Origin of the sequence: Halomonas sp. THAF12 (assembly GCF_009363675.1) — a bacterium.
Lineage (GTDB): Bacteria > Pseudomonadota > Gammaproteobacteria > Pseudomonadales > Halomonadaceae > Halomonas > Halomonas smyrnensis.
Window position 1 is genome coordinate 112551 of the sequence record NZ_CP045399.1, and the last position, 20524, is coordinate 133074.

Genomic DNA, 20524 nt, shown 5'->3' on the forward strand with positions numbered 1-20524 from the left:
GGCGTTATCCGGCGGCGCTCCAACTCCATAACAAATGGCCAGATTCAGGCACGCCTTAGGGAACAGAGACATGAGAAACAATCAGCCGATCACGCAGCGGGAGGTCGTCCTCGACGACGACCACTTCCTGATCTCGCGCACCGACCTCAAGGGGCGCATCACCTATGCCAACCCGGCCTTCATCGAGGTCAGCGGCTTCTCCAGGGACGAGATGATCGGGGCACCGCACAACCTGGTACGCCACCCGGACATGCCGCCGGCGGCCTTCCAGGACCTGTGGGAGACCCTGGCGGCCGGCGAGACCTGGCACGGCCTGGTCAAGAATCGCTGCAAGAACGGCGACCATTACTGGGTCGATGCCAGCGTGTCGCCGATCCTCGAGGACGGCGAGGTGGTGGGCCATGCCTCCATGCGCACCAAGGCCGATCCGGCCGACATCGAGCTGGCCGAGGCGGTCTATGCGCGCATGCGCGAGGGCCACAGGACCGGCTATCGCCTCGACAAGGGGCAGCTCCAGCGGCGCGGCCTGCGCGGCGCGCTGGGCCGGCTGAACCTTGGCAGCATGCGCGCCAAGATGGTGGCCATGGTACTGGTGTCCGGCGTGCTGCTGGGCGTGACCGGCGGCATGGGACTGTTCGGCATCGACGATGCCGGCCAGCGCCTGCAGGCCCTCAACAGCGACGGCCTGCAGGACGTGGCGCGGCTGCAGCAGATCGGCCAGGTGGTGACCCAGAGCCATCAGGCCCTGACCAGCCGCGAGCCCTTCGAGCTGATCAACGAGCGTGAGGGCGTGATCGCCGACCTCGAGCAGGCCGAGGCGCGACTCGACACCCTGTGGCAGGCATTCCACGGCGGCGACCGCAACCGGTCGGCGGCGGTCGAAGGCTTCGGCGAGGAGCTCGACCACTATCGCCAGGCCGGGCTGGGCGAGGCCGTATCGCTGCTCAATTCCGACGACAACTTCCAGGTGTTCACCAACCTGCCGCCCCACGCCAAGGAGATGCGCGACTGGGGCGACGAGCTTTCCGGCGTCGTCAACACGCTGATCGCCGAGGAGCAGCAGGCGGCCACGGCGCTGGCCGAGCGGGCCAAGGCGGCGGAGCAGCGCATGGCCCTGGTGCTGGCGATGATGCTGGGCATGGGCCTGCTGGCGCTGGTGGTGCTGGGCTGGCTGCAGCTGCGCGCGCTGATTCGCCCGCTCAACGAGGCCCAGGGCTTCACCCTGCAGATCGCCTCCGGCAACCTCGGCGTCACCCCGCCGCGCCGCCGCCGCGACGAGGTCGGGCGCATGCTCGGCGCGCTGGAGCTGATGCGCAAGAGCCTCGGCAGCATCGTCGGCGACGTCAGCAGCGGCGTGGAGCGCGTGGCCCCGGCCGCCCGTGACATCGCCTCCGGCAACGAGGAGCTGGCCTCGCGCACCGAGCAGCAGGCCGCCTCGCTGCAGCAGACCGCCTCCAGCATGGAGGAGATGACCACCACGGTGCAGCACAACTCCGACAACGCCCAGCAGGCCAGCGGCCTGGCCTCGGACAACGCCGCCCAGACCGCCGAGACCGGCGAGCTGATGCAGCAGCTGGTGGGCACCATGGGCGAGATCACCGAAGGCTCGAAGAAGATGACGGAAATCATCGACGTCATCGATTCGATCGCCTTCCAGACCAATATCCTGGCCCTCAACGCCTCGGTGGAGGCGGCCCGTGCCGGCGAGCAGGGCCGCGGCTTCGCCGTGGTGGCCGGCGAGGTGCGCCAGCTGGCCAGCCGTTCGGCGTCCGCGGCCCAGGAGATCAAGGCGCTGATCGACGGCTCGGCCCGCCAGATCGAGGGCGGTGCCCAGCTGGTCAAGCGCGCCGAGAGCTCGCTGTCCGAGGTGCTCGAGGCCTCGACCCGGGTCAACGACATCATGGGCGAGATCACCGCGGCCTCGACCGAGCAGAGCAACGGCATCGGCCAGATCAACCAGGCGGTGATGGAGATGGACCGGGTAACCCAGCAGAACGCCGAGCGCGTCCAGGCCTCCGCCCAGGCGGCCGTCGAACTCGACCAGCAGGCGTCCGGCCTGGCCCAGGCCGTGGCCGTCTTCCGCCTGCGCGGGGCCGGCATGGAGCGCGCCCCGTCGCTGGCCGAGCGTCGTGGCGGCCCGGCGCATCAGCCGCTGCCGGCGGCATCCGCCGCGTCCGAACCGGCACGGGCCTCCGCTCGCCCGGTCACGACGCACTCCAACACGGCCCAGCAAGCGGCCGTGGAGGAATGGGAGGAATTCTAACGTGACACGAGACCTGCCCTCCCCGGGGCCGGGAAGCTGGGCGGGCGGCGGCCAGTTCGAGCGCGATCTCGAACTGACCGATGCGGACTTCGCCCGCATCCGCCAGCTCATCTACCAGCGGGCCGGCATCGTGCTGGCCGAGCACAAGCGGGAGATGGTCTACAGTCGGCTGGCCAAGCGGCTGCGCCATCACGGGCTGACGCGCTTCGGCGACTATCTGGTGCGTCTCGAGCGCCAGCCCGATGCCCGTGAGTGGGAGGCCTTCACCAATGCCCTGACCACCAACCTCACGGCCTTCTTCCGCGAGGCGCACCACTTCCCACTGCTGGCGACCCACGTGCGCGAGCGGCGTGGCCCGATACGGGTGTGGAGCTCGGCGGCGTCCACCGGCGAGGAGCCCTATTCCATCGCCATGACACTGGCCGAGGCGCTGGGCTCGCGGGCCGGCGACGCCGAGGTGGTGGCCACGGACATCGACACCGAGGCGCTGGAGAAGGCGCGCGCCGGCGTCTATGCCATGGAGCAGATCCACAAGCTCGACGAGGCGCGGGTCAAGCGCTTCTTCCAGCGCGGCCGTGGCGCCCACGAGGGGCTGGCCCGGGTGCGGCAGGAGCTCAAGGCCATGGTCGACTTCCAGCCGCTCAACCTGCTGGCGCCGTCCTGGTCGGTCCAGGGCCCCTTCGATGCGATCTTCTGCCGCAACGTGATGATCTACTTCGACAAGCAGACCCAGGCGCGGATCCTCGAACGCTTCGCCCCGCTGCTCAAGCCCGACGGCCTGCTGTTCGCCGGGCATTCCGAGAACTTTTCCTACACCACCCAGGCCTTCCGGCTGCGGGGGCAGACCGTCTACGTGCGACAGGCACGTTAAAGCACGGGCGCGTTAAAGAACCAGAAACGCCGGCCGATAGTGAGCCCATTGGCCGGCGACGGGGGTGGCATGCCGTTCGCCGCTCGCCAGCATGGAGAGGAGACCCCCTTGAGTGCCCCCAGGATCAAGGTGCTGTGCGTCGATGATTCGGCGCTGATACGCGACCTGCTGACCGAGATCATCAACCAGCAGCCCGACATGGAAGTGGTGGCCGTGGCGCCGGACCCGCTGGTGGCCCGCGACCTGATCAAGCGCCACGACCCGGACGTCATCACGCTGGACGTCGAGATGCCGCGCATGGACGGCCTCGACTTCCTGGAGCGGCTGATGCGCCTGCGCCCGATGCCGGTGCTGATGGTCTCGTCGCTGACCCAGGCCGGCTCGGAGGTGACCCTGCGTGCCCTGGAGCTCGGCGCGCTGGACTTCGTGGCCAAGCCGTCGCTGGGCATTCGCCACGGCATGCAGGCCTATGCCGACGAGATCGCCGAGAAGCTGCGCGCGGCGGCGCGCTCGCGGCCGCAGCGCGCCCGTCGCCGCGATGCGCCGGCGCCGAAGACCCTCGAGGCGCCGCTGGTGTCGAGCGAGAAGCTGATCATCATCGGCGCCTCCACCGGCGGCACCGAGGCCATCCGCAGCGTGCTGGAGCCGCTGCCGGCGGGCAGCCCGGCGATCCTGATCACCCAGCACATGCCCGGTGGCTTCACGCGTTCCTTCGCCGAGCGCCTCGACCGGCTGTGCCAGGTCACGGTCAAGGAAGCCGAGGACGGCGAGCGCATCCTGCCGGGGCACGCCTACATCGCGCCGGGGGACACCCACCTCAGGCTGGCGCGCAGCGGCGCCAACTACGTGGCGCGCCTGGATGGCGGCCCGCCGGTCAACCGTCACCGGCCCTCGGTGGACGTGCTGTTCCACTCGGCGGCGACCCAGGCCGGCCGCAACGCCATCGGCGTGCTGCTGACCGGCATGGGCAAGGACGGCGCCGCCGGGCTGCTGGAGATGCGCCAGGCCGGCGCCCACACCCTGGCCCAGGACGAGGCCAGCTGCGTGGTGTTCGGCATGCCGCGCGAGGCCATCGCCCTGGGCGGCGCCGGCGAGGTCGTGGCGCTGGACGCGGTGGCGCCGCGGCTGCTCAAGCTGGTCGCCGCCTCCGGTCGCGCCCAGCGAGTGTAAGGACGTTCATTTCGGCTCAGGAGTCGCCTCGATGCTAAACCTATTGCGCAATTTCCAGATCAGCCGGGTCGTCAACGGCGTGCTGGCCTGCTTCCTGCTGTTCCTGGTGGTGGTGGCGGGCCTGGGCTGGACGGCCAGCCGCACGGCCAACGAGACCCTCGCCACCCTCGACCAGATCAACGTCGAGCAGCTCAACGAGATCAACCGCGCCGATGCGCTGCTGACCGGCGCCCTGGTCGAGCTCCAGTCGGCGTCCGGCCACTTCCTGATGGGCCGCACCAGCCAGGGCGAGGACAGCCTGGCCGCGGCGCAGGACCAGATCGATCGCGCCGAGGCGCGCTACCAGAACTACGCCAGCGAGCCGCGCACGGCCCGGGGCGAGGCGCTGGGCGCGCGCGTCGAGGAAGACTTCGGCGCCATGCTGGCGCTGATGCGCGAGGGCTACCAGGACCTCAATCGGGTGGACACCCAGGCCTTCTCGCAGCTGCGTCAGCGCATGGAGGAGCCGCAGGCCGCCCTCGAGGCATCGCTGACCGAGTTCGTGCACTACGCCGGCAACCGCGGCGAGACCATGATGGCCGACTACAACGCCATGGAGCGTCGTTTCGGCGTGATCGGGACGCTCATCCTGGCGCTGTCGGGGGTGATGACGGTGCTGATCTATCTGGCGCTGCGCCGGCTGCTGGTGCTGCCGCTGCGTCAGGCGGTGAGCGATCTCGAACGCATCGCCGAGGCCGACCTGTCCCGCGAGATCAGGGTGCAGGGGCGCAACGAGATCGGCCAGCTGTTCGCCGCCATGCGCGACATGCAGGGCAAGCTGGGCGCGATCGTCGGCGACGTGCGCCAGGGCAGCGGCGCCATCCACGGTCGCGCCCAGGAGATCTCCCGCGGCAACGCCGACCTGTCCTCGCGCACCGAGCAGCAGGCCGCCTCGCTGGAGGAGACCGCCTCCAGCATGGAAGAGCTCACCGCCACGGTGCGCCAGAACGCCGACAACTCCCGCCAGGCCAGCGGCCTGGCCCAGGAGGCCACCAGCACCGCCGAGCGCGGCGGCGAGGTGGTCCAGCAGGTGGTGCAGACCATGCACGGCATCGCCGGCAGCTCGCAGAAGGTCGCCGACATCACCGGCGTGATCGACTCCATCGCCTTCCAGACCAATATCCTGGCGCTCAACGCCTCGGTGGAGGCGGCCCGTGCCGGCGAGCAGGGCCGCGGCTTCGCGGTGGTGGCCGGCGAGGTGCGCCAGCTGGCCAGCCGCTCGGCCGAGGCGGCCAAGGAGATCAAGGCGCTGATCGACGGTTCGGTGACCCAGGTGCAGGAGGGCTCGGCGCTGGTCGAGCAGGCCGGCTCGACCATGCAGGAGGTGGTCGCCTCGGTGCGCCGGGTGACCGACATCATGGACGAGATCTCGGCGGCCTCCCAGGAGCAGAGCGACGGCATCGAGCAGGTCGGCCAGGCGGTGGGCCAGATGGACCAGGTCACCCAGCAGAACGCCAGCCTGGTGCAGGAGGCGGCCTCCGCCGCCGCCGAGCTCGAGGCCCAGGCCACGCGCCTGGAGCAGGCCGTGTCGGTGTTCCGGCTGAGTGGCGGTGAATCCGCCGCCCTGCCGTCGGTCGCTCCGGCCGCTGCCCCCCGTCAGGCGCCGGCGCCCCGCGCCGAGGCCGCGCCTCAATCCCGGCCCGAGCCGTCCCGTCCCGCCCCGCGGGCGGCGACCACGGCCGAGGACGACTGGGAAGAATTCTGAACACGGCCGGCGGCGCGCCGCCGGCCCCGCAACGCAACTGCCCCGACTAGCGAAAGAAGAGGATCCCCGATGGCGGACAAGAACATGAGCATCCTGGTGGTGGATGACTTCCCGACCATGCGCCGCATCGTGCGCAGCCTGCTCAAGGAGCTGGGCTTCACCAACGTCGAGGAGGCCGAGGACGGTCAGGAAGCCCTCGGCAAGCTCAAGGCCGGCGGCTTCGAGTTCGTGGTCTCCGACTGGAACATGCCCAACCTGGACGGCCTGGAGATGCTCAAGCAGATCCGCGCCGATGACGATCTCAAGGAGCTGCCGGTGCTGATGGTCACCGCCGAGGCCAAGAAGGAGAACATCATCGCCGCCGCCCAGGCCGGCGCCAACGGCTACGTGGTCAAGCCCTTCACCTCGGCGACCCTCGAGGAGAAGCTCAACAAGATCTTCGAGAAGCTGGGCATGTGATACCCGGCCGGGCCCGCGCGGGCCCGGCATGCAGGAGAGGCGATGATGAGCACCGAGATGCAGCCTGGCGACCATCAGGCGAACGGAGACGAGCTGGTCCAGCGCATTGGCCATCTCACGCGCATGCTGCGCGACAGCATGCGCGAGCTGGGGCTGGACAAGGAGATCGAGCGGGCGGCGGATGCGATCCCCGATGCCCGCGACCGCCTGAGCTACGTGGCGACCATGACCGAGCAGGCGGCGGAGCGTGCCCTCAACGCCATCGACCGCGCCCAGCCGCTGCAGGACGACCTCAGCCAGCAGGCCGAGGCCTTGGATGCACGCTGGGCCGAGTGGTTCGCCGCGCCCAAGGAGCTCGACGAGGCCCGCGAGCTGGTCAAGGACACCCGCGGCTACCTGGCCGAGGTGCCGCAGACGACCCAGGCGACCCACAAGGAACTGCTCGAGATCATGATGGCCCAGGACTTCCAGGACCTGACCGGCCAGGTGATCAAGAAGATGATGGACGTCATCCGCGAGATCGAGCATCAGCTGGTGCAGGTGCTGATCGACAGCGTGCCCCCGGGCGAGCGCGAGAGCATGCAGCGCCGCGCCGACGATCAGCGCGAGGCCGAGGCCAGGAAGCGCGACGAGGACGGCCTGCTCAACGGCCCGCAGATGAAGCCCGAGGCCGAGGACGTGGTGGCCGACCAGGATCAGGTCGACGACCTGCTCGATCAGCTGGGCTTCTGAGCCATCGCCGAACACCGTTCGCGCTGGTGATATCGCCGATGACGATAGGGTGACGGGAGCGCCGTGGCGCTCCCCACCGCCGTGTTTTCCTTCCGCTTCCCCTGTCCGGCAAGCGGCCGAGGCGCGTGGATAAGCCCACGAAAATCGGCCCTTTTCGCCTGACCGTTCCTTCCCTCCTCCCCGGATAATGGCCAGGGTGCGCACGAGTGCCCGGTGACTGGCCATGGCCGACGACAGCAGCGACGACGAGAAGACAGAAGAGCCCACCGCCCGACGCCTGGACAAGGCGCGCGAGGAGGGTCAGGTCGCCCGTTCCCGCGAGCTGACGACCTTCATGCTGCTGCTCGGCGGCGTGATCGGCCTCGGCACCCTGGGCGCGAGCCTCTTCGAGCTGGTCGGCGGCGTCATGGAGCAGGCCTTCCTGTTCGAGCGGCGCCAGGCCATGGAGACCATCCCGATGCTGGTCCAGGCGCTGGCGCTGGGGCAGCGCACCCTGATCGGGCTGCTGCCGCTGTTCCTGCTGCTGACCGTGATCGCCCTGGTGGCGCCGGCGCTGCTGGGCGGCTGGGTGATCTCCGCCAAGTCGCTCAAGCCCCAGGCCAGCAAGCTCAACCCGTTCAAGGGGCTCAAGCGCATGCTGGGCGTCCAGGCGCTGGTGGAGCTGGCCAAGGCGATCGCCAAGTCGGTGCTGGTGGGCGGGGTCGGCGTGACCTACCTCTATCTGCACCGCGGCGAGTTCATGGCGCTGATGGGGATGCCCGTCCAGATGGCGCTGGCCGATGCCATGTGGATGGCCGCCGAGGCCTGCGGGCTGATGGTGTTGACCCTGCTGGTGGTGATCCTGATCGACGTGCCCTACCAGCTGTGGAACCACAGCAAGCAGCTGCGCATGTCGAAGGACGACATCAAGCGCGAGCACAAGGAGTCCGAGGGCGACCCCCAGGTCAAGGGGCGCATCCGCCAGCAGCAGCAGGCCATGGCCCGCGGAAGGATGATGAGCCAGGTGCCGGAGGCCGACGTGGTGATCACCAACCCCACGCACTACGCCGTGGCGCTCAAGTACGAACAGGCCGGCATGAGCGCGCCGCGGGTGGTGGCCAAGGGCTCCGACGCCGTGGCGGCGCGCATCCGCGAGGTGGCCGAGGAGGCCGGGGTGCCGCGCCTGGAGGCGCCGCCGCTGGCCCGCTCGCTCTACCACCACGTGGACCTGGAGGCCGAGATCCCCGCCGACCTCTACACCGCGGTGGCCGAGGTGCTGGCCTGGGCCTTCGGCCTCAAGCGCGTCGCCGAAGAGGGCGGTGAGGCCCCGCCGACCCCCGAGAACCTGCCGATTCCGGACGCCGTGGCGGCGCCGGGAGCGGGCCCTGACACCGACGAGGCACGAGCATGAAGGCCCTGAGCCAATACCTGCCGCGACGCAACCTGATGGCCGACGTGCCGATGAAGCTGCTGGCCGGCCCGCTGCTGATCATCATGATCCTGTCGATGATGATCCTGCCGCTGCCGCCCTTCGCGCTGGACCTGCTGTTCACCTTCAACATCGCCATGGCGGTGATGGTGCTGCTGGTCAGCATGTTCACCCAGAAGCCGCTGGACTTCGCCGCCTTCCCCGCGGTGCTGCTGTTCACCACCCTGCTGCGGCTGTCGCTCAACGTGGCCTCGACCCGGGTGGTATTGATGAACGGCCACGAGGGCGGCGACGCCGCCGGCAAGGTGATCGAGGCCTTCGGCCAGTTCCTGGTCGGCGGCAACTTCGCCGTCGGCCTGGTGGTGTTCGCGATCCTGGTGATCATCAACTTCATGGTCATCACCAAGGGCGCGGGGCGCATCGCCGAGGTGGGCGCGCGCTTCATGCTCGACGCCATGCCCGGCAAGCAGATGGCCATCGACGCCGACCTCAACGCCGGCCTGATCGGCGAGGACGAGGCCCGCCAGCGCCGCGCCGACGTCTCCCAGGAGGCCGACTTCTACGGCTCCATGGACGGCGCCAGCAAGTTCGTGCGCGGCGACGCCATGGCCGGCCTGGTGATCATGGTGGTCAACATCATCGGCGGCCTGATGATCGGCCTGCTGCAGTACGACATGGCCTTCTCCGACGCCGCCCGCACCTACGTGCTGCTGACCATCGGCGACGGCCTGGTGGCACAGATCCCGGCGCTGGTGATCTCCACCGCCGCCGGCGTGACCGTGTCCCGGGTCACCACCGACCAGGACGTCGGCCAGCAGATGATCAGCCAGCTGTTCGTCAATCCCAGGGTGCTGATCCTGGCCGCCGGCGTGATGGGCCTGCTGGGCCTGGTGCCGGGCATGCCCAACCTGGTGTTCCTGCTGTTCACCGCGCTGCTCGGCGGCCTGGCCTGGTGGATGATGCGCCAGCAGCAGCGCCAGCTGGTCGAGGAGCAGACCCAGGCCGCGCCGCCGCCGGCGCCGGAGGCACCCGAGGCCAGCTGGGACGACGTGCAGCTGGTCGACACCCTGGGGCTCGAGGTCGGCCACCGGCTGATACCCATGGTCGACGCCCAGCAGCAGGGCGAGCTGCTCGGCCGCATCAAGAGCGTGCGCAAGAAGTTCGCCCAGGAGGTCGGCTTCCTGCCGCCGGTGGTGCATATCCGCGACAACCTGGAGCTCTCGCCCAACGCCTACTCGCTGAGCCTCAAGGGCGCCGAGATCGGCCGCGCCGAGGCCTATCCGGGGCGCTGGCTGGCCATCGACCCGGGCCAGGTCTCCGGCGAGCTGTCCGGCACCCCGACCCGGGACCCGGCCTTCGGCCTGCCGGCGGTGTGGATCGACACCGAGCAGCGCGAACACGCCCAGGTCTACGGCTACACCGTGGTCGACGCCAGCACCGTGGTGGCCACCCATCTCAATCACCTGCTGCACCGCCACGCCGCCGAGATGCTCGGGCGCCAGGAGGTGCAGAAGCTGCTCGACAAGCTCGGCGAGGACCACAAGCCGCTGGTCGAGGAAGTGGTGCCCAAGGCGATCTCGCTCACCGTGCTGCAGCGCATCCTCCAGCACCTGCTCGACGAGGACGTCTCGATCCGCGACATGCGCACCATCCTCGACGCCCTGGCCGAGCACGCGCCCCAGCAGCAGGACCCGGGCGAACTCACCGCCGTGGTCCGCGTGGCGCTGGGCCGCGCCATCACCCAGCAGTGGTTCGCCGGCCACGAGACGCTCAACGTCCTGGGCCTGGACGGCCAGCTCGAGCAGGTGCTGCACCAGGCCATGAACGGCAGCGGCGCCCTGGAGCCGGGCCTGGCCCAGACGCTGATGGACCAGGCCGAGCAGGCCCTGAGCCGCCACGAGGCCAGCGGCGAGCCGCCGGTGCTGGTGGTGCAGCACTCGCTGCGCCCGGTGCTGGCGCGCTTCCTGCGCCGCCGCCTGAACCATCTGGTGGTGATGTCCCAGGCCGAGATCCCCGATGACCGGACCCTCAGGGTCACCACCCTGATCGGAGGACAGTGAGCGACATGAGCGTCATGCGATTCATCGGCGAGACCAGCCGCGAGGCGATGCGCAAGGTGCGCATCGCCCTGGGCGACGAGGCCCTGATCCTGGCCAACCGGCCCACCGAGACGGGCGTCGAGATCCTGGCCATGGCCGACGAGGCGGCCGAGGCCATGGCGGCGTCTTCCACTCCGGCGCCCGCCGAGCCCGCCTCCCGGCCGGCGAGCGAGCCGGCGCCCGCACCGGCGTCAGCCGCGCCCGACAGCGGCGACCTCGAGGCCATGAGCGAGCGCCTGCTGCGCGAGATGCAGGACATGCGCGCGCTGCTGGCCCGGGGATCCGCGCCGCCCGCCGCCCCGACGACACCGCCGTCCGCCGGCCGCGAGGCGCTGGCCGAGACCCTGCGCGATGCCGGCTTCGGCCGGGTGGTGATCGACGAGCTGTTGCAGGGGCTTCCGGCGGAGCTGGCCGGCGCCGAGGCCGGTCCCGCCGAGGCCCAGGCCTGGCTGAGCCGCCGCCTGGCCGGTCGCCTGCCGGTGGGCATCGACCCCGAGACCTTCCTCGACGCGCCCGGCATCCTGGCGCTGGTCGGCCCCACCGGGGTCGGCAAGACCACCACCACCGCCAAGCTGGCCGCGCGCTGCGTGCAGCGCCACGGCGCCGAGCACGTCGCCCTGGTCACCACCGACGGCTTCCGCGTCGGCGCCCACGAGCAGCTGCGCATCTACGCCGAGCTGCTCGGGGTACCGCTGCACGCGCTGTCGCCCGAGCAGTCCATGGACGCGCTGCTGGCCGAGCTCGCCGGCCGGCGCTGGATCATCATCGACACCGTGGGCATGAGCCAGCGCGACCGCCGCATCATCGGCCAGGCCTCCCAGCTGCAGGGTGGCGCCGAGCGGGTGCGCATGCTGCTGGTGCTCAACGCCGCCAGCCAGCCGGGCACGCTGGAGGAGGTGGTCATTCACTATCGCCAGGCCGCCCGGGCCGCGGGCGTGGCGCTCGACGACTGCCTGCTGACCAAGCAGGACGAGGCCGGCCAGCTGGGCCCGGCCCTGGACACCCTGATTCGCCACGGCCTGCGGCTGCGCTATGTCTCTACCGGCCAGCGGGTGCCGGAGGATCTGGCGCCCGCCGAGACCGCGCCGCTGGTCGAGGCCGCCTTGGCGGCGGCGCGCCCCGGCGACGATCTGCCCGCGGCCAGCGTGAAGAGCGCTCGCCCCGATGCCGACGCCCTGCTCGGCCAGGGCCGTCGCCTCGGCGCCCTGCTCGCCACGTTGCGTCGCCGGCTGACCGGCTTCGCCACCCTCGAGGCCGCCTGGGACCTGAGCGCGCTGCCCGCCTGCCTGCAGGAGGATCGCCTCACGCGCCTGCTGGTGGCGCCGCCGGAGCGGGCCGGCATGCTGTGGGCGGCGCGCCGCTCGCTGCCCGGCGCCGACTGGGCGATGCCCGACCTGGGCATCGACGACCGCGGCGGCTGGGTGGTGCTGCCCGACCTGCAGCATCGCCAGCCCGCGGGCTGGCCGGCGCGGCTCGGTCAGGCCCGGGACCGGCAGGGCGTGGCCGTGCATCTGCTGCCCGGCCTGCCCGACGCCGACACCTGGCTGTGGCTGGACGAGACCGGCGCGCCCTGGCTGTGCCAGGTGCGCCCCGCCCAGCGCGTCGTCCACGACGGCGAGCGCCGCTCGCTGTCGAGCCTCGAGCCGCTGGCCGAGGCCGCCGAGACCCGCGACGCGCGCTTCCGCGGCCAGACCGTGCGCGTGCGCTTCGCGCGCCTGGCGGTGGAGGCCGGCCCCGGCGGCCGCCGCGGGCCGGCGGCCTCCTGCGTCATGACCGCCTGGTTCGCCAGCCTGGTGGACCCGGAGAGCGGCCGCGTGCTGGCGCGGCGCCAGTGGCTGACCCCGCTGCCGGCCGGCGCCGACGTGCTGCCGCTGCTGATCGGCCAGCTCCACGGCGAGGCCCTGCCGCGTCAGGCGCGGCGGGCCTGGGAGCGCCTGGCGTCGCTGCTGCCGGCGGAGACCGATCGCGAGCTGCGCCAGCTGCTGGCCGCCGGGCTGGCCGCCGCGGCGGGCCACCTCGACCAGTCCTCCGATGACGAGGCCGAGCAGCTGCGCGGCGATCTGCTGGCGCTGCTGGGCGGCCGTCGACGCCGTCGCGAGGGCGCCCTGCTGGAGGCGCTGCTGCAGCTGCTGACGGCACGCGATGCCATCCGCCACGTCGGCGCCGCCGGCCTGGAGGGACTGCGGTGATGGTCGGCGATCAGGCCGCGGGGCTGCGCGCCTGGGCGGCCCGTCTCGAGCGCCCGGCCGCCGAAGCCGGAAGCGACCCCGTGTCCGAGCCGGCGCCCTCCGTGACATCGGACATGGAGGCATCGCGGCGCGAGCCTGTAGGCGTCGAGCCGTCGCCGGCCGGGTCGGCCGAGGCGCCGCCGACCACCCTGGTGGTGGTGGGGCTGCCGAGCAGCGCGCCGGAGCAGGCCGAACGGGTGACCGCGCTGCTCGACCACTGGGCCGAGCGGGGTCGGCGCTGGGTCGGCGACCCGCGGCGCTGGAAGGTGGTGCCGCTGGCCGCGTCGAGCCCGCATCTGGCGGTGCTGGCGCGCGAGCAGCCACGCTGGGCGCTGTGGGTGGGGGCCGACGGCGAGGCCTTTCGCCGCGCGCTGGGTGTGCTCGGCCGGCTGGCGGAAGGCGGCGGGCCGCGGCGCCTGATCGCCGTCCATCCGCCGGGGATGTCGCGCCGCGGGCTGCTCGACAACCTGCGCCAGGCCGCTCGCCACTACTTCGGCATCGACCTGCTGGTGATGGCATGAGAGGCCGCAACGCCGCCGGCCTGCTGCTGGGCGCCCTGATCGGCCTCGCGCCGACGGCCCAGGCCGCCGGCAGCTGGGTGGCCCAGGCGCCCTCGGTGCGTGCCGCGACCGTCGGCCGGGAGACCGCCAGCGAGGCGCTGACGCCGCCCGCCGGCACCGCGGGCCGCATCCGCGAGGTGCGTTGGCGCTTCCGCACGCCGCCCGGCCAGGGCGGGCACGCGCGGCTCTGCCATCCGGCCGGCTGCATGACGCTGCCGACCGAGCGCGGGCGCAGCACGGCCCTGGCGGGGCTGCCCGCTGGAGAGCCGCTGAGATTTCGCTTCTCGCCGACGCCGGGGCAGGCCCCGGTGAGCGTCGAGGGGCTGCAGGTGATCGTGAACTTTCAGTAAGGCCCTAGGCCCGTGAGAGCAGAGAGGCGAGGCTGAGCCATGTACACAGCACAAGGCAAGATCGAACAGGACGCGCTGCTGGATGACTATCTGCCGCTGGTGCGCCGTCAGGCGCTGGCGCTGCAGGTGCGCCTGCCGGCGAGCATCGAGCTGGACGACCTGATCCAGGCCGGCACCGTGGGCCTGCTGGAGGCGCTGGGGCGCTTCGACTCGGCCCAGGGCGCGAGCTTCGCCACCTTCGCCAGCCAGCGCATCCGCGGCGCCATGCTCGACGAGCTGCGCAGCCGCGACTGGCTGCCGCGCAGCGTGCGTCGCAACGCCCGGGCTGCCGACGAGGCCGCCCGCCGGCTCGAGCAGGAGCTGGGGCGCCCGGCTGAGGAGACCGAGATCGCCGCGGCCCTGGAGATGGACCTCGAGAGCTATCGCCGGCTGCTCAGCGACACCAACAGCGGCCAGCTTTTGCCCTTCGAGGAGCTGATGGCCGAGGGCGGCGAGGGCCGGCTGCTGGAGGACGGCGTCGCCGAGACGCCCTTCGCCCGGCTGATCGATCACCAGCAGCGCTCGAGGCTGGTGGAGGCGATCGAGGCGCTGCCAAAGCGCGAGAAGCTGCTGATGGCGCTGTATTACCAGGAAGAGCTCAACCTCAAGGAGATCGGCGCCGTGCTCGGCGTCACCGAGTCCCGGGTCTGTCAGCTGCACAGCCAGGCCGTGGGGCGGTTGCGCGGAAAACTGCGCGACAACTGAGACGTGGGCGAAAAAGGCCTGCGCTCGGCTATACGGCGTTAAGAATCGACTCGTGCGCGAGCCCGGCCAAACTGCTCATTTACACCCTAGTAAACTCCGCGCTTTCGCCGATTCTTGCCTTGTCTAGCCATCGCTCGGCGATTTTTCGCTCCACGCCTGGCACGTCATAAAGTTGGCGATCGCTCAGGCCGATAACCATCCATCGGGATGTGCTCAAGTAATGCGGCGATGCGCGCCGGGGACAAGCCGGCGCGAGGGGTTTTTGGCCATGGATGGCCAAAGAAGCGCCCAGGGAAGGGTTCATAGCGCCCTCGCGAAGGCTTGGCGCCGGAGAACGCGCATCGTGTCCGAAGAACGTCACTCATCCACACCGTCGAAACGCGACAGGGAGTCCCCCATGAACCCGTCCACCCTGATCGGGATCCTGGCCAGCATCGTGATGCTGGCGAGCGTCCTGCTGTTCACCGCCGAGTCGCCGCAGAGCTTCGTCAACCTGCCTGGCCTGGCCATCGTGCTGGCCGGCACTCTGGCCGCGACCTTCATCAGCTATCCGCTCAAGGAGGTGGTGCGGGTGGTGCGCCTGGTGGGCATCGTCTTCCGCCGCGAGAACACCTACATCCGCGACGACATCAAGGAGCTGGTGGACATGTCGCGGCTGTGGTTCAAGGGCGACGTGCGGGCCGTGGAAGCGGCCCTGGAGCAGGCCCGCAATCCCTTCCTGCGCACCGGCATCCAGCTGGTCATCGCCAACACCAAGGAGGAGGAGATCTTCGACCTGCTGCGCTGGCGCATCGCCCGGCTCAAGGCCCGCGAGCACGCCGAGGCGCAGATCTTCCGCACCATGGCCACCTATGCCCCGGCCTTCGGCATGATCGGTACCCTGGTGGGGCTGGTGAACATGCTCGAGGTGATGGAGGCCGGCGACCTGAACGTCATCGGCCCGCGCATGGCGGTGGCGCTGCTCACCACCTTCTACGGCATCCTGCTGGCCAACCTGGTGTTCAAGCCCATCGCGGTGAAGCTCGAGCGGCGCACCGAGGAGCGCCTGATCGCCATGAACATGGTGCTCGAGGGCATCTCGCTGATCACCAAGCGGCGCCTGCCGTCGTTCATCGAGGAGACGCTCAACTCCTTCGTCGCCAACTATCACGACGAGATCCGCGACCCGGCGAAGGGCAGCGTTCCCGGCGGCGAGGGGGCGGGGCAGCGTGCTTGACCACGATACCCGCCAGGCGCTGGCGCCGCCCGGGCAGGGCGGCGAGGAGGGCGAGAGCTGGCTGATGAGCTATCTCGACGTCCTGACCCTGTTGATCACCCTGTTCGTGCTGCTGCTCTCCATGAGCAGCCTGGCCACCGGGGAGGGGGAAGGCGAGGGCAACGAGATCGCCGCGCCGGCTCTGCGGGCCGCGCTGGCGGTGGGCGAGGGGCTCCAGCCGCGCAATGCCGGACTGCAGCCGCGCTTCCAGGGGCTCGGCATGGACGGCGTCAGCGTCGAGCGTACCCACCAGGGGCTGACCCTGCGCATCGAGGACCGGCTGCTGTTCGACAGCGGCCGCGCCCGGGTGACCGAGGGCGGCCGGCAGGTGCTGTCGCGCCTCGCCGAGCGGCTGGTCGACCTCGGCGGGGAGATCTCGGTGGAGGGTCACACCGACAGCCTGCCGATCGCCACCTCGCGCTTCCCCTCCAACTGGGAGCTGTCCACCGGGCGCGCCAGCGCCGTGGTGCGCGCGCTGGCCGGGGCGGGCGTGGCGCGGGACAGCCTGCGGGCCATCGGCTATGCCGATACCCGGCCCCTGGCCGCCAACGACGACGCCGAGGGGCGCGCCGCCAATCGCCGCGTCGAGCTGGTGTGGCGGGAGCCCGAGCCCGGCGCCTGAGGCGAACGCCGGTGGAGCGGGGACCTCGATTAGCTCTTGGCTATCGTCAGCATCGCCCTATTCAATTTAACCAATGAACGGGGACTGGTTATTCTGATCGCGTCTTCACCACACATCCCCTCAATCAGGAGATAGACGCGATGTCACTGCTCAATACCGAAGTCAAACCGTTCAACGCCACCGCTTATCACAACGGCGATTTCGTCGAGGTCAGCGAAGAGAGCCTGAAGGGCCAGTGGAGCATCTTCTTCTTCTATCCGGCCGACTTCACCTTCGTCTGCCCGACCGAGCTGGGTGACCTGGCCGACAACTACGACGAGTTCAAGAAGCTCGGCGTCGAGATCTACGGCGTGTCCACCGACACCCACTTCACCCACAAGGCCTGGCACGACAGCTCCGAGACCATCGGCAAGCTCCAGTACCCGATGCTGGCCGACCCGACCCACGTCGTGTCGCGTAACTTCGAGGTGCTGATCGAGGAAGCCGGCGTTGCAGACCGCGGCACCTTCGTCGTCGATCCGGACGGCAAGATCCAGATCATCGAGCTGAACGCCGGCAACATCGGCCGTAACGCCGAAGAGCTGCTGCGCAAGGTCAAGGCCGCCCAGTACGTCCGCGCCAACCCCAACGAGGTCTGCCCGGCCAAGTGGGAAGAAGGCGAAGAGACCCTGGCTCCTTCCCTGGACCTGGTCGGCAAGATCTAAGGACACGCCGATTTATTGCTGCGCTCGATATCCTGACCGCCGGCGGTGCTCGCTCTCCTCATGTAGCGAGCTACACTCCGGGAGCTGTGCTCCGGCGGCGGCCAGCCTCTCATCGCTCGCGACATAAATCTGCGCATCCTTTATTGGATCGCTGACCGGCGGGATTTTCCCGCGCCCCGTTACCCCGCCGAGGCGCTGTGCCTCGATCGCCCAACCAGTCGCGCAAGCGAGATCGGGGCGACGTCCCGGCGGGGCCCGATTCCGGTTTTTCCTGACACGCTTCCGGGTGCGAGCCGTTCGCGACCCGCACGGGGAAGTCGTGTCTGCGAGTCACATATCATCAAGGATTGCCGCCGTTATGTTGGACGACTCTCTGAAGCAACAGCTGAAAGCCTATCTCGGCAAGGTCACGCAACCCTTTGAGCTGGTCGCCACCCTGGATGACGGCGACAAGTCCAAGGAACTGCACGCTCTGCTCGAACAGATCGCGGGCCTTTCCGACAAGATCACCCTGTCCACCGAGGGCGGCGACCGGCGCGTGCCGTCCTTCGCCCTGCACCGCGACGGGGAGCCCACCGGCGTGGTCTTCGCCGGCATCCCCATGGGCCACGAGTTCACCTCGCTGGTGCTGGCCCTGCTGCAGGTGGGTGGCCATCCGCCCAAGGCCAGCGACGAGGTCATCGAGCAGATCCGCGCCCTCGACGCCGACCTGCACTTCGAGACCTACTTCTCGCTGTCGTGCCAGAACTGCCCGGACGTGGTCCAGGCGCTGAACCTGATGGCGATCCTCAACCCGCGCATCTCCCACGATGCCATCGACGGCGCCCTGTTCCAGGACGAGGTCGAGGCCCGCGAGGTGATGTCGGTGCCGAGCGTGTTCCTCAACGGCGAGACCTTCGACCAGGGCCGCATGAGCCTCGAGCAGATCCTGGCCAAGGTCGACACCGGCGCCGTCGAGCGCGAGGCCGCCAGGCTCAACGACAAGCCCGCCTTCGACACGCTGATGATCGGCGGCGGCCCGGCCGGCGCGGCGGCGGCCGTCTATGCGGCGCGCAAGGGCATCCGCACCGGCGTGGCCGCCGAGCGCTTCGGCGGCCAGGTGCTGGACACCCTGTCGATCGAGAACCTGATCTCGGTGCCCCACACCGAGGGCCCCAAGCTGGCCGCGGCGCTGGAGGAGCACGTCAAGGAATACGACGTCGACATCATGAACCTGCAGCGCGCCGTCGAGCTGGTGCCGGGCGAGCCGGGCGCCGATCACGAGGTGCGCTTCGAATCCGGTGCCAGCCTCAGGAGCAAGACCCTGGTACTGGCCACCGGCGCCCGCTGGCGCGAGATGAACGTGCCGGGCGAGGCCGAGTACCGCAACAAGGGCGTGGCCTACTGCCCGCACTGCGACGGTCCGCTGTTCAAGGGCAAGCGCGTGGCGGTGATCGGCGGCGGCAACTCCGGCGTCGAGGCGGCCATCGACCTGGCCGGCATCGTCGGCGAGGTCACGCTGATCGAGTTCATGGACGAGCTGCGCGCCGACGAGGTGCTGCAGAAGAAGCTCTCAAGCCTGTCCAACGTCGAGGTGATCAAGGGCGCGCGCACCACCGAGGTCAACGGCGACGGCAACCGCGTCACCGGCCTGAGCTATGAGGAGCGCGCCTCCGGCGAGCTGCGCGAGCTGGCCCTCGAGGGCGTCTTCGTGCAGATCGGCCTGGTGCCCAACACCGAGTGGCTGAAGGACTCGCCCATCGAGCTCTCCGAGCGCGGCGAGATCGTGGTCGACGAGCGCGGCATGACCTCGGTGCCCGGCATCTTCGCCGCCGGCGACGTGACCACCGTGCCCTACAAGCAGATCGTGATCGCCATGGGCGAGGGCTCCAAGGCCGCCCTGGGCGCCTTCGATCACCTGATCCGCAGCTGATCGCCCCGCGGTTCGGGCTCGACGCCCTCGCCGCTGCGGGGCGGGGCGTCCTGCGTTGGGCGAGAGGAAAACGGTGGCAGGAAACCGGGCGTCCTCAGCCCCCGCGGCAGAGCGTCTCCATGCGGGCCAGCGCGGCGTCGGCGCCGTTGAGGCTGAAGACCAGGAACCAGTGGTCGTCCTCGGCGCGATGGATGCGCAGGCGCAGCGTCTCGCCGTCGCGCATCTCGTCGAGCGCCTCGTCGGTGTCGGGCAGCACCAGGCGCGCGTAGAAGCCGCTGTTGCCGCGCTCGGTGATGAACTCGGCCCGGCCCTGATGGACCCAGCCCTGATCGATCAGCAGGTCCACCGGCACCCGGTTGACGGTGCCGGTCTCGGCCTGGACCTCGTCGAGCTCGACGCGAAGCTCGAGCCAGGGGCGGTCGCAGGCGCCCGGCGTGGCGTTGACGCTGAACACGCTGTCGCTATAGCTGTGCTGCTCGATGGCGCGCACGTGGCGTTCGTCGCCCAGCCGCAGCACCAGCGAGTGCCAGTCGCCGTGGGCCCGGGCGTCGTCGACGTTGAAGGTCTCGGCCGCGGCCGGGGCGGCGAGGGCGAAGGCCAGCAGGACACTCGGCAAGCGGGGCATCAGGCCGCGCGTCAGCCGGTGGCCAGACCGTGAGCGGAGAAAACGTGGGCGGAGAGCAGGTGGGCGTGAGGAGAGCATGCGGGCATCCATGACCGTGGCGTCGGGAGACTAGCACGGGATTCCGAGAGCTGTCCTGCGGCTCAGGGCTGATCCGGCGACAAGCCTTGAGGAGGCGCTGTGAATATTTCCCTGTACGCTACCGACGCCGTCCCTGGCGTAGGACCTCCTCGCCGGCTTGTCTCCGGCGCCCTTCATATCCCGACAGGTCACGAGGCCTGTGAGGCGTCCTCGATATTCAGCAGCTGGATCAGCTCGGCGCGCCGCTGGCCCAGCAGGTCGGCGAGGGTGTAGCGGTCGAGCACCGACAGGAAGGCCGCCAGGGCCTCGCCGAGGATCGGCTGCAGCCGGCAGGCGGGGGTGATGGTGCAGGCGTTGTCGTCGCGGAAGCACTCCACCAGGCCGAGGTCGGGCTCGGTGTCGCGCACCAGCCCGCCCAGCGAGATCTCGCCGGGCGCCCGGTTCAGCCGCAGCCCACCGTGCTTGCCGCGGGTGGCGCTGAGATAGCCGAGCCGGTTGAGCTCCTGCACCACCTTCATCAGGTGGTTGCGCGAGATGGCGAAGCGCTCGGCGATCTCGGCGATGGTGGCGCGGGCCTCTGGCGGCTCCGGCGTCGGCTCGTCGTCCTTCACGGCCAGGTAGATCAGCACGCGCAGGGAGTAGTCGGTGAAGTGGGTCAGGCGCATTCCATTCTCCAGGCGCGGCGAGGCAGGCGGGACTC

18 protein-coding genes are annotated in these 20524 nt (G+C 70.3%); 16 read left to right on the forward strand and 2 right to left on the reverse strand.

Translation table 11 applies throughout. The features are described 5' to 3' along the window. The first annotated feature begins 70 nt into the window (after nt 1-70). From FIU88_RS00505 to ahpF, 16 genes are all read left to right on the forward strand, one after another. Nucleotides 71-2263, forward strand: coding sequence for a methyl-accepting chemotaxis protein (locus FIU88_RS00505; RefSeq protein ID WP_152477788.1), 2193 nt, complete (start codon nt 71-73; stop codon nt 2261-2263). Between the two features lies 1 nt (nt 2264). After that, nucleotides 2265-3134, forward strand: coding sequence for a protein-glutamate O-methyltransferase CheR (gene cheR, locus FIU88_RS00510; RefSeq protein ID WP_152477789.1), 870 nt, complete (start codon nt 2265-2267; stop codon nt 3132-3134). Between the two features lie 108 nt (nt 3135-3242). Further along, nucleotides 3243-4304: a chemotaxis response regulator protein-glutamate methylesterase gene (locus tag FIU88_RS00515; RefSeq protein ID WP_152477790.1), complete on the forward strand. Its 1062-nt coding sequence runs from the start codon at nt 3243-3245 to the stop codon at nt 4302-4304. Between the two features lie 31 nt (nt 4305-4335). Beyond that, on the forward strand, nt 4336-6048 hold the full coding sequence (locus FIU88_RS00520; protein WP_152477791.1) for a methyl-accepting chemotaxis protein: 1713 nt from the start codon (nt 4336-4338) through the stop codon (nt 6046-6048). Nucleotides 6049-6117: 69 nt separating this feature from the next. Further along, nucleotides 6118-6507: a chemotaxis response regulator CheY gene (cheY, locus tag FIU88_RS00525; protein ID WP_152477792.1), complete on the forward strand. Its 390-nt coding sequence runs from the start codon at nt 6118-6120 to the stop codon at nt 6505-6507. A 42-nt stretch (nt 6508-6549) separates the two neighbouring features. Then, nucleotides 6550-7239: a protein phosphatase CheZ gene (gene cheZ / locus FIU88_RS00530; protein WP_152477793.1), complete on the forward strand. Its 690-nt coding sequence runs from the start codon at nt 6550-6552 to the stop codon at nt 7237-7239. 223 nt (nt 7240-7462) lie between these two features. Continuing rightward, entirely contained in the window at nt 7463-8629 is a 1167-nt protein-coding gene (gene flhB / locus FIU88_RS00535; protein ID WP_152477794.1) for a flagellar biosynthesis protein FlhB, read from the forward strand. After that, on the forward strand, nt 8626-10707 hold the full coding sequence (gene flhA / locus FIU88_RS00540; RefSeq protein WP_152477795.1) for a flagellar biosynthesis protein FlhA: 2082 nt from the start codon (nt 8626-8628) through the stop codon (nt 10705-10707). The genes flhB and flhA overlap by 4 nt, the downstream gene beginning before the upstream one ends. 5 nt (nt 10708-10712) lie before the next feature. Then, complete coding sequence (gene flhF / locus FIU88_RS00545) at nt 10713-12935, forward strand: flagellar biosynthesis protein FlhF (protein ID WP_152477796.1); 2223 nt, start codon at nt 10713-10715, stop codon at nt 12933-12935. Continuing rightward, nucleotides 12932-13495 (forward strand): hypothetical protein, encoded by a 564-nt coding sequence (locus FIU88_RS00550; protein WP_152477797.1) that lies wholly within the window; start codon nt 12932-12934, stop codon nt 13493-13495. Before flhF ends, FIU88_RS00550 begins: the two co-directional genes overlap by 4 nt. Beyond that, nucleotides 13492-13884, forward strand: a complete 393-nt coding sequence (locus tag FIU88_RS00555) for a flagellar protein FlhE (protein ID WP_152477798.1) — start codon at nt 13492-13494, stop codon at nt 13882-13884. Before FIU88_RS00550 ends, FIU88_RS00555 begins: the two co-directional genes overlap by 4 nt. Before the next feature lie 39 nt (nt 13885-13923). Then, nucleotides 13924-14628 carry an RNA polymerase sigma factor FliA gene (locus FIU88_RS00560; RefSeq protein ID WP_152477799.1) on the forward strand — a complete coding sequence of 235 codons (705 nt, stop codon included), beginning with the start codon at nt 13924-13926 and terminating at the stop codon, nt 14626-14628. 397 nt (nt 14629-15025) lie between these two features. Beyond that, nucleotides 15026-15844, forward strand: coding sequence for a motility protein A (locus FIU88_RS00565; RefSeq protein WP_152477800.1), 819 nt, complete (start codon nt 15026-15028; stop codon nt 15842-15844). Next, nucleotides 15837-16505 carry an OmpA family protein gene (locus FIU88_RS00570; protein WP_152477801.1) on the forward strand — a complete coding sequence of 223 codons (669 nt, stop codon included), beginning with the start codon at nt 15837-15839 and terminating at the stop codon, nt 16503-16505. The genes FIU88_RS00565 and FIU88_RS00570 overlap by 8 nt, the downstream gene beginning before the upstream one ends. Nucleotides 16506-16645: 140 nt before the next feature. After that, complete coding sequence (ahpC, locus tag FIU88_RS00575) at nt 16646-17209, forward strand: alkyl hydroperoxide reductase subunit C (RefSeq protein WP_016854107.1); 564 nt, start codon at nt 16646-16648, stop codon at nt 17207-17209. A gap of 358 nt (nt 17210-17567) precedes the next feature. Continuing rightward, nucleotides 17568-19121 carry an alkyl hydroperoxide reductase subunit F gene (gene ahpF / locus FIU88_RS00580; RefSeq protein ID WP_152477802.1) on the forward strand — a complete coding sequence of 518 codons (1554 nt, stop codon included), beginning with the start codon at nt 17568-17570 and terminating at the stop codon, nt 19119-19121. A 94-nt stretch (nt 19122-19215) separates the two neighbouring features. Here the strand turns inward: ahpF and FIU88_RS00585 are convergent, their stop codons facing one another. Together FIU88_RS00585 and FIU88_RS00590 are read right to left on the reverse strand one after the other, a co-directional pair. Beyond that, complete coding sequence (locus FIU88_RS00585; RefSeq protein WP_253742645.1) at nt 19216-19746, reverse strand: hypothetical protein; 531 nt, start codon at nt 19744-19746, stop codon at nt 19216-19218. A 266-nt stretch (nt 19747-20012) separates the two neighbouring features. Beyond that, nucleotides 20013-20489, reverse strand: coding sequence for an Rrf2 family transcriptional regulator (locus tag FIU88_RS00590; RefSeq protein WP_016854104.1), 477 nt, complete (start codon nt 20487-20489; stop codon nt 20013-20015). Nucleotides 20490-20524: the final 35 nt, after the last annotated feature.